Source organism: Pseudarthrobacter sp. fls2-241-R2A-168 (assembly GCF_030209335.1).
Lineage (GTDB): Bacteria > Actinomycetota > Actinomycetes > Actinomycetales > Micrococcaceae > Arthrobacter.
This window is the reverse complement of the sequence record NZ_JARVSG010000010.1, coordinates 147,416-159,172: the sequence shown is the minus strand read 5'-3', so window position 1 is coordinate 159,172 and position 11,757 is coordinate 147,416. Positions and strand designations below refer to the sequence as shown.

The 11,757-nt window shown below is 66.0% G+C and carries 12 protein-coding genes; 7 read left to right on the top strand and 5 right to left on the bottom strand.

Annotated features, from left to right (window positions below):
• The first annotated feature begins 7 nt into the window (after positions 1-7).
• From QRN11_RS07765 to QRN11_RS07750, 4 genes are read left to right on the top strand one after another with little or no spacing between them, the layout of a single operon-like run.
• Entirely contained in the window at positions 8-454 is a 447-nt protein-coding gene (locus QRN11_RS07765) for a hypothetical protein (protein WP_285250521.1), read from the top strand.
• A 37-nt stretch (positions 455-491) separates the two neighbouring features.
• Positions 492-1,580 carry a Gfo/Idh/MocA family oxidoreductase gene (locus QRN11_RS07760; protein ID WP_285250520.1) on the top strand — a complete coding sequence of 363 codons (1,089 nt, stop codon included), beginning with the start codon at positions 492-494 and terminating at the stop codon, positions 1,578-1,580.
• On the top strand, positions 1,580-2,365 hold the full coding sequence (locus QRN11_RS07755; protein WP_285250519.1) for a TIM barrel protein: 786 nt from the start codon (positions 1,580-1,582) through the stop codon (positions 2,363-2,365). The genes QRN11_RS07760 and QRN11_RS07755 overlap by 1 nt, the downstream gene beginning before the upstream one ends.
• Positions 2,362-3,405, top strand: a complete 1,044-nt coding sequence (locus QRN11_RS07750) for a Gfo/Idh/MocA family protein (RefSeq protein WP_285250518.1) — start codon at positions 2,362-2,364, stop codon at positions 3,403-3,405. Before QRN11_RS07755 ends, QRN11_RS07750 begins: the two co-directional genes overlap by 4 nt.
• A gap of 11 nt (positions 3,406-3,416) precedes the next feature.
• Here QRN11_RS07750 and QRN11_RS07745 read toward each other — a convergent pair whose 3' ends face one another.
• On the bottom strand, positions 3,417-3,866 hold the full coding sequence (locus QRN11_RS07745) for a MarR family winged helix-turn-helix transcriptional regulator (protein ID WP_285250517.1): 450 nt from the start codon (positions 3,864-3,866) through the stop codon (positions 3,417-3,419).
• Between the two features lie 176 nt (positions 3,867-4,042).
• On the opposite strand from QRN11_RS07745, the gene QRN11_RS07740 reads away from it, so the two are divergent.
• Entirely contained in the window at positions 4,043-5,263 is a 1,221-nt protein-coding gene (locus QRN11_RS07740) for an MFS transporter (protein WP_285250516.1), read from the top strand.
• On the opposite strand, the gene QRN11_RS07735 is transcribed toward QRN11_RS07740, so the two are convergent.
• From QRN11_RS07735 to QRN11_RS07725, 3 genes are read right to left on the bottom strand one after another with little or no spacing between them, the layout of a single operon-like run.
• Positions 5,198-6,208, bottom strand: coding sequence for a LacI family DNA-binding transcriptional regulator (locus QRN11_RS07735; protein ID WP_285250515.1), 1,011 nt, complete (start codon positions 6,206-6,208; stop codon positions 5,198-5,200). The genes QRN11_RS07740 and QRN11_RS07735 overlap by 66 nt on opposite strands.
• Before the next feature lie 43 nt (positions 6,209-6,251).
• Entirely contained in the window at positions 6,252-7,145 is an 894-nt protein-coding gene (gene iolB, locus QRN11_RS07730) for a 5-deoxy-glucuronate isomerase (protein WP_285250514.1), read from the bottom strand.
• A 17-nt stretch (positions 7,146-7,162) separates the two neighbouring features.
• A complete protein-coding gene (locus QRN11_RS07725) occupies positions 7,163-7,903 on the bottom strand; it encodes a GntR family transcriptional regulator (RefSeq protein ID WP_091417333.1) in 741 nt (246 codons plus the stop codon).
• 285 nt (positions 7,904-8,188) lie between these two features.
• Here QRN11_RS07725 and QRN11_RS07720 point away from each other — a divergent pair, with 285 nt between their 5' ends.
• Together QRN11_RS07720 and QRN11_RS07715 are read left to right on the top strand one after the other, a co-directional pair.
• A complete protein-coding gene (locus tag QRN11_RS07720) occupies positions 8,189-9,604 on the top strand; it encodes a sugar porter family MFS transporter (protein ID WP_285250513.1) in 1,416 nt (471 codons plus the stop codon).
• A 114-nt stretch (positions 9,605-9,718) separates the two neighbouring features.
• Complete coding sequence (locus QRN11_RS07715; RefSeq protein WP_285250512.1) at positions 9,719-10,852, top strand: LOG family protein; 1,134 nt, start codon at positions 9,719-9,721, stop codon at positions 10,850-10,852.
• A gap of 37 nt (positions 10,853-10,889) precedes the next feature.
• On the opposite strand, the gene QRN11_RS07710 is transcribed toward QRN11_RS07715, so the two are convergent.
• Positions 10,890-11,717: a matrixin family metalloprotease gene (locus QRN11_RS07710; protein ID WP_350223975.1), complete on the bottom strand. Its 828-nt coding sequence runs from the start codon at positions 11,715-11,717 to the stop codon at positions 10,890-10,892.
• Positions 11,718-11,757 lie beyond the last annotated feature (40 nt).

The following is an 11,757-nucleotide window of genomic DNA, read 5'->3' as shown; positions in this document are numbered from 1 at the left end:
TGCCCTGGTGACTGAGGTCCTGGGCCGGCCCCAACGGCTGCACGCGATGGGCCAGCCCCACCCCTCCGGTGTCAACGCCCAGCTTTCCGCAGTGATGCAGTTCGAGGGCGGTGCCCAGGCCGTGGTGAACACCCATGTCCACAGCTTCACACCCACCTGCGCAGTGATCGCCGGCTCCGCGGCGACGTTGAGCGTGGACGGTCCCTTCAATATGCCGGGAGGCTTCGAGCTTCGGTTCCCCCATGGGGAACGGCTGCGGTATGAGGAACCGCCGGGTGGCCATTTCGAAGGCCTGCATTATGAAGCGGCTGCTGTGGCCCGCTCCATCGCGGCTGGCGAGACAGAAAGCCCTCAGCGTCTGCTCGCTTCCTCCATCCAGACCCTGGAAGTAGCCGACGACATCAGACGCCAGCTTTCCATCGAGTTTCCAGGCGAAGGCAACCAGCCCGCCTGAATCCAATTGTGTTCCGACTATTGAAAGGACGAGCCACATGGCCTACATCACCCAAGATCCAACACCAGGTCCCGCACCGGTGCGGATTGGTCTCATCGGCTCCGGCTGGATGGGAGCCTTCCATGCTGAGAGCATCGCCCGGCGGGTCCCCGGCGCATCCCTGGCGGCCATCGCAGACCCCACCGTGCAATCCGCCCAAACCCTGGCAGGGAAACTGGATGCCGCGAAAGTAACGGCCAGCGCTGATGATATCCTCGCGGACCCGGAAATCGACGCCGTCATCATCGCCAGCCCGGCCCGCTTCCATGCGTCGCTGATCGCCCAGGCCGCGGCCGCCGGGAAGCACGTCTTCTGTGAGAAGCCGGCCGCGCAGGGGCTGGAGGAACTCGGCGCCGCGCTCACCGCCGTAGAGCAAGCAGGCGTGCACTTCCAGGTCGGCTTCAACCGCCGGTACGCCGAAGACTTCCAGGCGGCCAAGAGGGACCTGGCCGCCGGTGTTGCCGGAACGCCGCAGCTCCTGCGCTCGCTGACGCGCGATCCCGGGACGGGAAGCATCCCCAACGCCGCCAGGGTGCCGGCCTGGACCATCTTCCTGGAAACCCTCATTCATGACTTCGACACCCTCAACTGGTTCAATGAGGGGGCCGAGCCCGTCGAAGTGTACGCCGTGGCGGATGCGCTGGTGGAGCCTTCCCTGCGCGAACAGGGATTCCTGGACACAGCGGTAGTGACCATCAGGTACAGCAACGGTGCCATCGCGGTGGCGGAAGCGAACTTCAGCGCCCTGTACGGGTACGACGTCCGCGGCGAAGTCTTCGGTTCCAAAGGTATGGTCCAGGCCGGCCGTTCCACGGAAACTGCGGCCCTCAGGTACACGGCGGAGGGGCTCGCCGCGGACACCCCGCGGCTCAATGTCGAGCTGTTCAGCCAGGCCTACACGGACGAACTCGCCGACTTTGCCGCGGCCGTGCGGGCAAAGCGCGACGGCGGCCCCTCGCCGTCGTCCGCTTTCACCTTGACCCCTGTGGGCGCCGACGCCCGACGCGCCCTGGCGGTGGCCCTGGCCTGCATCGAATCGGTCAAAAGCGGCGCTCCTGTAGCGGTAGCAGAGAGGGCAGGCGTCTGATGCGGCTTGCCGTCTGCGCGGAGATGGTCTTTGCGGACCTTCCGTTTGTGGAACGGGTACGCCGGATTAACGAGGCGGGATTCGACGTGGAACTGTGGGATGCCCGGGACAAGGACATCCAGGCGCTGAAGGCAACGGGAGCCGTTTTCTCATCCATGACTGGTTATTCGTCCGGCAGCCTCGTGGACCCGGATACGGCCGATGACGTGGTCCGGACGGCTGAAGCGCTGATCCCCACAGCACTGGAACTGGGCGTGAGCCGGATGGTGGTGCACCCCGCGGAACTGGTGCAGGGCCAAGCCGCACGACCCGTCTACCGTTCCTCAGGCCGCATGTGGGCGACAGGCGCGCGGACCCTGGAAAAGCTCGGGAGGTTGGGCGAAAAGCATGGCGTGACATTCTGCCTGGAGAACCTGAACACCGTCCTGGACCACCCCGGCATCCCTTTGGCCCGGGCCAAGGACACGCTCATGCTCGTGGAAGCGGCAGGCCATCCGAACGCCAAACTGATGCTGGATCTCTACCATGCACAGCTGGGGGAGGGGAACCTTATTGAACTTGTGAGGGCGGCCCTGCCGTACATCGGTGAAATCCAGGTGGCCGACGTTCCTGGACGCTGCGAGCCGGGTACAGGGGAAATCAATTACGCAGCTGTTGCCCGGGCCCTTGCTGACGCCGGATATGAGGGCACAGTGGGCCTGGAGGCGTGGGCCAAGGACGACAGCAATGCAGCCCTCGAGGCCTTCCGCACCGCATTTACCGTCTATGCAGGGGAAAAACGATGAAAGATGTATCGCTTGGCCTGGTGGGCGTCGGCAGGATCGGCGTGATGCACGCCAATAATATTGCGGCCCTCAATGATGTGTTGAACCCGAAGAACATCAACGTCCGGCTCCGGCTCACGGATGTGGCCGAAGAGCATGCCCGGAACGTGGCCGCCGGCCTCGGTGCCGGGTACCAGCCGTCCGTTGACGCGCTCCTGGCCTCCGGAATCGACGGCCTCGTGGTAGCCACGGGGACTGCCACCCATCCGGAGCTGATCAGGGCGGGGGTGGACGCGGGCATCCCGGTCTTCTGCGAAAAGCCCGTGGCCTTGAACGTTGCAGACGCCCTGCCCGTCCTGGATTACATCAGGGACAAGAACGGCGTGGTCCAGATAGGCCACCAGCGCCGCTTTGATGCCGGGTACCTGGAAGCCAGGAGGGCTTACCAGGCCGGCGAGTTGGGATGGATCCACTCCCTGCGTGCGGTCACCTGCGACATGGCCCCGCCGCCCGTGGAATTCCTGGCAACGTCCGGCGGGCTCTTCCGCGATTGCTCGGTCCACGACTTTGACATCCTGCGCTGGCTGACCGGCCGTGAAATCGTGGAAGTCTATGCCAGGGGATCCAACAACGGGGATCCGGCGATCGGCGCTGCGGGGGATGTGGACACCGCGCTGGCGCTGGTGACGTTCGACGACGGCACCGTCGGAACAGTCTCGGCGACGCGGTACAACGGGGCCGGCCACGATGTGCGGCTGGAAATCCAGGGTTCCCGCCGGTCGCTCATGGTGGGCCTTGACGATAAGACCGCCATGGCATCGGCGGAGCCGGCGGTCGTTTTTCCCTCGGGTGAGGCGCACAGGACGTTTGCTGAGCGTTTCGACCAGGCATACCGTTCCGAGATGGCCGCTTTTGTTGAGCTTGTCCTTGGCCAGCGGGATAACCCGTGCACGCCCGAGGACGCCGTGGCCGCGTCCCGGGTGGCCGACGCCGCGCAGGAGTCCCTGGCCAGCGGCCTTCCGGTTCGGGTGGCAGGAGCTGTGACCAGCCCGGCGTCTTAGGCCACAGCAGGTCAGGACACTGCGTGCAGCCTGGGGAGCGCGTCCACCAGGGGAGCCAGTTCCGGAATGTCGCGCGCCTCTCCCAAGGCACGCTCAAGGGTGGCGTTGTGCACCGGCCTGGCTTCCGCCAGGAGGCTGAGGCCGGCGGGTGTCAATTCGGTGTAGATCCCGCGGCGGTCATCGGCGCACAGGATCCTGGTCAGGAGGCCGCGGTCCTCCAGCCGGTTCACCAGGCGCGTGGTGGCGCTGGGGCTCAGTGCCGAAGCGCGGGCGAGCTGCTGCATCCGCATGTGCCACCCGTCCTGGCGGCTGAGGGCGTCCAGGACGCTGTACTCCACCACGGACAGCTTTGATTCCGCGTGGAGCGCACGCTCCAGCTCGGTTTCGATCAGCCCGTGGAGGGCGGCCAAGGTGCGCCAGCCTTGCGCGCGGACCTCAACGGCGTCGTCCTTGATGCCCATACATTGCTCCTTGAAAGGGGACAGCCGGGCGGCCGTGGGGTACGGCAGCCAACCTGTCCGAGAGTGCACACGAGATAGTTGCTTGCGCGGGATATTTGCTTGTGCAACAATAAATACCGCGTCTGCAACTATTTTAGGCGCCCGCCGCACCCCACACAACCCAAAGGAGCACCGGCATGCCCGTCGGACTGATAGCCCTCGCCCTTGGCGGATTTGGCATCGGACTCACCGAATTCGTCATCATGGGCCTCCTGCCCGAAGTGGCTGCCGACTTCCAGGTCACCGAGGCGCAGGCGGGCTGGTTCATCTCCGGCTACGCCTTGGCCGTAGTGGCCGGCGCCCTCGGGCTCACGGCAGCTGTGACCCGGCTTGACCGCAAGCCCGTGCTGGCCGCGCTGCTTGTCCTATTTGTTGCCGGCAACCTGCTCTCCGCCACTGCGGCCGGCTACTGGCCCATGATGGCCGGGCGCGTTATCGCCGCGCTCGCACACGGAGCGTTCTTCGGCATCGGCTCCGTCGTGGCCGCAGGCATGGTCCCGCCCAACAAAAGAGCAGGAGCCATCGCACTGATGTTCACCGGCCTCACCGCAGCCAACGTCCTGGGCGTCCCGTTCGGCACCCTCCTTGGCCAGGCCGCTGGCTGGCGGGCCACCTTCTGGGCAATTACGGTCATCGGCGTGGCCGCACTCGCCGGGATCCTGGCACTCGTCCCCAGGGCGGCCGGCGGCAAAGCCGAAGCCGGGGGACTGCGCCGCGAACTCCGGGCTTTCCGATCGGGCCAGGTATGGCTCTCCATTGCGGTCACCATCCTGGGATTCGGTGGAATGTTCGGCGCCTTCACCTACATCGCCTACACCCTGACCGAGGTCACCGGCTTCGCCGCCACCACGGTGCCATGGCTGCTGATCGTCTTCGGTGTGGGCCTCTTCGCGGGTAACACTCTTGGCGGGAAGGCCGCAGACCGGAACATCGACCGCACCCTGCTGGTGGTGCTCGCCGTCCTGTCCGCTATCCTTGTCCTCTTTGCCCTCACCGCAACTAGCCAGGTGCTCACGGTGGCATCCCTGGTGTTGATGGGCGGCTTCGGCTTCGCCACTGTTCCGGGCCTGCAAATGCGGGTGATGACCTACGCGAGCAGCGCCCCCACCCTGGCTTCCGGCGCCAACATTGGGGCCTTCAACGTGGGCAATGCACTGGGCGCATGGCTCGGCGGCGTCACCATTTCCGCAGGCCTGGGCTACACCTCACCCATTTGGGCCGGCGCCGGCATCACGTTGCTGGGCCTGGCGGTGATGGCGTTCGCGGCAGCTGCTGCCAGGCGCAGCAACAAGCTAGGCGCCGGAGGAACGGCGGACCGTCAGGGTGGGCTCGAGCTTGCGGGTCACGGCCGGTCCTGACGTTCCGGCCACCCGTTCCAGCATGAGCTCCGCCGCCATCCTGCCCAGTTCTCCTGCGTGCTGGTCGATGGACGTCAGCCCTATCAGCGGGGATGCCGCCACCTCAATGTTGTCGCAGCCCACGATGGCCACATCGTCCGGGACCAGCAGGCCATGGGCGGCCAGCGCTTCCATGATGCCAATGGCGGTGAGGTCGTTGTGGGCGAAAATCGCCGTGGGAAGGGTGGCGCCAGAGGCCAGGAAGTTCTCCATCACCGCCCGGCCGCCCCGCTCCGTCATATCGCTGTGCACCAGCAGCGGTTCCAGGCCGAACTTCTTCATCGCCGCCAGGTAGCCTTCCCGGCGGGCGGTGTAGGGCAGCCAGTCCGAGATGTCCACGTGCGCGATGCGCCGGTGCCCCAGTCCGCGCAGGTGCTCCACGGCGAGTGCGCCGGACCGGAAGTCGTCGCACAGGACTGAATCAACGCCGTCGACCTCCAGTTCCCGCGTGATGACGACGGCGGGAGTCCCGCGAAGTGCCGCCGCCAGTTCGGCGGAGGAGCCGGTGCAGCCAGCCAGGATGACGCCGTCCACACGCAGGTCCACGAACGACCTCACAGCTTCCAGCTCGGTGCCGGGGTCTGCGGAGCCGACGGCGACCATCACCTGGTTGCCGCTGCCCGCGAGACCTTCGGTGATGCCGTCGTAGATGTCCGCGAAGACCGAGTTGTGCAGGTCCAGGAACAGCACGCCCAGGGTGTTGGTGCGCCGGCTCGCGAGGCGGCTGGCGAGCCGGTTCGGCGAGTAGCCCAGGGCGGCGGCACTTTCCAGGACCGCCGTCCGCTTGGCGGGTGAGACTTTGGGGGAGTCCCGCATCACCAGAGACACCAGGGCGCGGCTCACCCCGGCTTCACGCGCCACATCCTCCATGGTGACGGAGCGGTTCGCAACGGGACTCTGTTTCACAAGACTCCACTATGCCAGTCTGCCGCTGCCGCGCGGACGGGGCTCAGGCGCCGAACGGCAACCGCGGGTCGATCTCCTGGCCATCCCAGCTTTGGCGGACCCAACCGTGGTGGGGGTCATCGCTGATCAGCCATTCGCGCACGGGACCCGGGCCGGCCATGACGTTCAAGTAGTACAGATCGTAGCCGGGCGCCGCCATTGCGGGGCCGTGCCAGCCGTAAGGGACAAGGACAACGTCACCCGTGCGGACCTCGGCGGAGACATCAATGGGACGCTCGTCGGAGGCGTAGACGCGCTGGTAGCCGATGGCATCGGCGTCTGCGGGCGCCGGTGAGCCGGAGGCCACCTGCGTCTCGAAGTAGTAGATCTCCTCGAGGTGCGTCTCGCCGTCCTTCTCCTCGTCATGCTTGTGCGGGGGATAGGAGGACCAGTTGCCGGCCGGAGTCAGGACCTCGCAGACGATGAACCGGTCGGCCTCCAGCGCGGCCGGCGTGCCGAAGTTGTGGACCTGCCGGGAGCAGTTGCCGGCTCCGCGGAGCTCCACCGGCGTTTCGCCCGCCGTCACCAGCCGGGTGGGGTAGGAGGCATGGGCCGGGGCCGTGGCAACAGCCACCCGGCCGCCGTCGGCTGAACTGATGGTCACAGCCCTCCCGGTGCCGGAGTAGAGGACATCCGTGGGGCCGTTGAACACTGACGCGCGGCCGGTCAGCTGGTATTCCGCCCCGTCCACCGTGGCGGTGAAGGATCCGTTGAGGGGGACTACGATTCGTTCCTCATCCGCGGCGGGAAGTTCGACGGCGGCCCCGGCGGTGAGTGTGGCGACCTTCAGTCCGGTATGCGCCCAGCCGTCGACGGTAAGGGTGGAGTCGGACGTTCCGATCGAGACATCCCACTTGCCGTCGGCGGCGGCGCCCAGGGGGTAGACCCAGTTGGTCATGGAGTTGGCTCCTTTGATTATCGCTGTACGAGAGTCATTTCAAAGCTGTAAGAATCGGCGCGGTACACGTGGTGGCCTGTCTCCACGCGGCGGCCGGTGTCATCCGTGGCAGTACGCTCCATCGTGACCAGGGCCGACCCTTCGCCGGTCTCCAGCATGGACGCCTGGTACTCATTGGCCGTCATGGCCCCGATCCGCTGGTTGGCGAGCCGGAAATTGACGCCGCCTCGGCGGAGGATCGCGTAGAGGCCTTCCGCGGTGAGCGTGGCCTGATCCATCTCCGTAATATCGTCGCGCACCCAGTTCTCCATCAGGGCGAGCGGTTTGCCCCCCACTTTCCGAAGCCTGGTGAAGTGGTACACCTTCGAGCCTGCGGGGAGCTGGAGTGTGGCAAGGATGGCGTCGTCGGCTTCGATATGGGAGAAGCTCAGGACTTCCGTTGTGGGTTTCTTGCCGTTGTTGGTGAGGTCGTCATAGAGGCTGGAGAGCTCGAGGGGACGCCGCACCTGGCTGGACACCACCTGGGTTCCCACCCCGCGTTTGCGCACCAGCAGGCCGGACCGAACCAGCTCGTCCATAGCCTTGCGCATGGTGGGGCGGGACAGGTTCAGCTGGGCTGCAAGGTCAATCTCGTTGTCCAGCCGGCTTCCAGGTTCCAGGACTCCACTGTAAATGGCGGCCTCGATGCCCTGCACCACTTGGTGGTAAAGGGGGACGGGGGAGGAGCGATCGATGCTGAGACCCAGGTTGTTCGCCACTTTTACGTTCCTGTTCCTGGTGGCAGTCCATTCGGGCCTGTGAGCGCCGGCTGCTTTGCCACTATATGTTCTCTTGATAGGACATAGTTCCTCCTCGATCGTAGCAGGCTGGAATTGCCGGTCAAAGGCCTTGACGCGCCCTCACGGGGCAGGAACGCCGCGAAAGCAAATGTTCTGACATTAAGTCTTTCTATTGACGATGCCGTTAGAGCGCTCTAACGTTAGTGCCACACATCACATTCACCGGTCGTCCTTCCGGTCCCCCTGAGAACCTGAGAGGCAACAATGCTGTTGCAAAAACCGTCCCAAGGCGTCCCCGGCCAGCACCGCGGGTACCTCGCCCGGCTCACTGTCATTTCCACCCTCGGCGGCCTGTTGTTTGGCTACGACACCGGTGTTATCTCCGGCGCGCTGCTGTACATGAACGACTCCCTGAACATGAACGCCGTCGAGGAAGCAACAGTAGTGAGCGCGCTGCTGTTTCCCGGTGCGGCAGCAGGCGCCCTCGCGGGCGGCCGGATGGCTGACAAGCTCGGCCGGCGCGGTTCCCTGCTGGTGTGCGCCCTGCTGTTCCTGCTCGGAGCCATCGGCTGCGCCACCGCACCTAACGTTTCCTTTATGATTGCCGCCCGGATCCTGCTGGGCCTGGGCGTTGGCGCGGCCGCCGTCACCTGCCCCCTTTACCTGGCGGAGATGGCACCGGCCCACCTCCGCGGCCGGATGGTGACCATCAACGAACTGATGATCGTGACCGGCCAAATGCTGGCCTTCGCCATCAACGCCCTCCTGGACGCCCTGATCCACGACACCGAAGTCTGGCGCACCATGCTGGGCATCGCATCGCTCCCGGCGCTGGCCCTGCTCGCCGGCATGCTGATGCTCCCCGAGTCACCGCGCTGGTACGCCATCCGCGGCCGGCTCGAGGACAGCCGCCGCGTGCTCAACCTGAGCCGGAACCCGGAGGAAGCGGCCCGGGAGTTCGAAGAGATCGCCCAAGCCGCACAGACGGCCCAAAAAGAGCGTGGCCACGCCTGGCGCGACCTCCGCAACAACCCGTGGATGCGCCGGCTGCTGTGGATCGGCATCGGCCTCGCCACCGTCCAGCAGGCCACCGGCATCAACACTGTCAACTACTACGCCCCCACCATCCTGGAAAAGAGCGGCCTCGGAGTCAGCGCTTCGCTCGTGGCCACCATCGGCGTCGGGGTGACCTCAGTCTTGATGACCGTCCTGGGCATCTGGCTGCTGGGTTTCATTGGCCGGCGCAGGATGCTGGTCATCGGTTTCTCCGGCGTGGTGGCCTCGCAGGCCTTGCTGGCGCTCGTCTTCCTGCTGCCCCAGTCCGACCTTGCCAGCTACACCATCCTCGCCGCCATGATGCTGTTCGTTGCGTTCGTCCAGTGCTTCATCGGCACCTGTGTGTGGCTGCTCCTCTCCGAAATGTTCCCGCTGGCCATCCGCGGATTCGCCATGGGAATCGCGGTCTTTGCACTCTGGACGGTCAACGCGGCCATCTCCTTCCTGTTCCCGATCGTGGTGGGTGCGCTGGGGTCCACAGGCACCTTCGGATTGTTTGTCCTGGTCAACCTGGCCTCGCTCGCCTTTGTTATCAAGTGCGTTCCCGAAACCAAGGGCCGTTCCCTCGAAGAGCTTGAGGCCCACTTCCGCGGAACTGACGAGCCGGTCCGCCTGCCGGCATAAGCAACGCGGGGTCAGTTCCAGCCCATCCCGGAGCTTCGGATGGGCGCGGACTGACCCCGCGTTGCATGTGCAGGTGACCTACGCTTGGTGGATGAGCACCATGAAGGGCCGGCCGTGAATCTCTCCGGAAAACTCGGGCCCAGTCCCCGCAGCCTCGATGTGGAGGATCTGGCCAGCTTCGACCGGCTGGTCAGTGCCGGAGCCGAAGAGATGGACGGCTGGCACGCCCAGTCCCTTGATCTCCGCGGACGGTCCACGGCGCTGGAGCGGATCCGCGTTGAAGGCGCCATCTTCCTGGGCTGCATATTTGATGAGGGGATGGAAGACGCGCTCCGCCGCCGGGGCGCCCTGATCTTTCCGCGCCTCGAAGGCGTACCCTTCAACCCGTACCGGGCAGGGCTCTACTCGCCGCAGGAGCTGTACGCAGGCCTGGAAAATTCTTCCTACGAGGAACTGCCCGACGCACGGATCTATCAGTGGAGCATCCAGCCCGGGCTGCGGCACCGGCTCGATGCCACCCTGGCGTCGGCCCTCCACGACCACGCCATCGGCGATGCGCTGGACGAGCTTCACCGCTCGGATGCGTGGGCCGGCCGGAAAATGGTGGGTGTGATGGGCGGGCACGCCGCCCAGCGGGGCAGCACCGACTACGCGCAGGCGGCGCTGCTGGGCAGGCTGCTGGCACGGGACGGCCACGTGGTGGCGACGGGCGGCGGGCCCGGTGCCATGGAGGCAGCCAACCTGGGCGCCTACCTCAGCCAGGCCGACGACGGCGCGCTGCATGGTGCGCTGCGGACGCTCGCCTCCGTCCCTGGGTTCCGTCCCTCCGTGTCAGCGTGGGCGCGTGCGGCGGCCGCCGTCGTCGAACTCTTTCCGGACGGCACTCCGTCCCTGGGAATCCCCACCTGGTTCTACGGCCACGAGCCGCCCAACTATTTCGCCACGCACATCGCCAAGTACTTCGCGAACGCCATCCGGGAGGCCATCCTGCTGGAGCTGTGCCACGGCGGCATCGTGTTCCTGCCCGGCGCGGCCGGAACAATCCAGGAGATCTTCCAGGATGCGTGCGAGAACTACTACGCCGCGGACGCGAAGGTTACCCCGATGGTGCTCGTGGGCAAGCGTCACTGGGAGCATGAGTACCCGGCATGGCCCATGCTGCGCAGCCTGGCAGCGGGACGGTGCATGGAAGAGCAGATCTTCCTGGTGGACTCAGTGGAGGAGGCGGCGGCCGTCCTGCGCCGGTGACCAGTTCACCGGCTGCCAGCAGAGCGCCCCGGACCGGTTACAGGTCCTTCCGGCACTGCGCCTTGCTCAACTCGTACAGGCCGTTGAGGTCCCCGGCGGACAGCCCCTCGGGGGTGCCGATCTCCGGATACATCAGCTGGGTGGGATCCTCCACATGGTCCAGCCCCATCACGTGGCTGAGTTCGTGCAGGATCACGGCCGTCGCGTACAGATGGCCGTCGGGGTTCAGGAGCTCGGTACCGATTTGGGGTGCATCCAGGTCCAGGCCGCCGGTCACAAAAGTCTTGGCACCGTCGTCGTAGCTGTAATGCGTGCTGCCGCCGGTTCCGATGACCTTTCCCTTGAGCTGCGGTGCAACGTCCGGGGTGGTCCAGGCGATGAGCAGCGGCGCCCAGCGCTGGCCATAGGCATCCGGCTGGTACGGGGGACGCTGCGGCGACGGCTGCTCGCTGGTGGTGCCGTCATAGACAAACGTGATGCCCGTGGCTGCGGAGATAGCGTTGATGGCATCGGATACCAGCTGCTGTGCGCCGGCCGGGGCCAGGTCATCGTTGACCACATAGTGCAGCGGCCGGCAGGGGGAGTAGCCCACCGGACTGCCATCGCCGTTGACGGCGAGGAATTTGTAGGAATCGCTCCCTGTCTGCGGGGGCACGGGCTCAGCCAAGGGCGCGTCTGCTTCCTCGAATCCCGGGGGCGGAGCCTGCGTCCGCGCCTCGGCCGGTGCATTGGCTTCGGCCTCGCCGGCAGATGGCGCCCGTGGCCCCTCCTGCTGGCCTCCCTGGCCAAGACGGATATCAAGAAGGTCCCTGAACCGCGGATTGTCCAGCACCAGTGCGGTGCCGAAGAGTGCTGCGGAGAACAATGCACCCGTCAGCACGAACCGGGCGGCTGCACGGGTACTT

What these genes read in the sequence shown, in the direction of transcription:
- iolB (WP_285250514.1), bottom strand. Translation starts at nt 7,145, where the DNA reads ATGACCAACTGGGTCTACCCCCTGGGCGCCGCCGCCGACGGCAAGTGG.
- QRN11_RS07755 (WP_285250519.1), top strand. Translation starts at nt 1,580, where the DNA reads ATGCGGCTTGCCGTCTGCGCGGAGATGGTCTTTGCGGACCTTCCGTTT.
- QRN11_RS07745 (WP_285250517.1), bottom strand. Translation starts at nt 3,866, where the DNA reads ATGGGCATCAAGGACGACGCCGTTGAGGTCCGCGCGCAAGGCTGGCGC.
- QRN11_RS07740 (WP_285250516.1), top strand. Translation starts at nt 4,043, where the DNA reads ATGCCCGTCGGACTGATAGCCCTCGCCCTTGGCGGATTTGGCATCGGA.
- QRN11_RS07720 (WP_285250513.1), top strand. Translation starts at nt 8,189, where the DNA reads ATGCTGTTGCAAAAACCGTCCCAAGGCGTCCCCGGCCAGCACCGCGGG.
- QRN11_RS07760 (WP_285250520.1), top strand. Translation starts at nt 492, where the DNA reads ATGGCCTACATCACCCAAGATCCAACACCAGGTCCCGCACCGGTGCGG.
- QRN11_RS07750 (WP_285250518.1), top strand. Translation starts at nt 2,362, where the DNA reads ATGAAAGATGTATCGCTTGGCCTGGTGGGCGTCGGCAGGATCGGCGTG.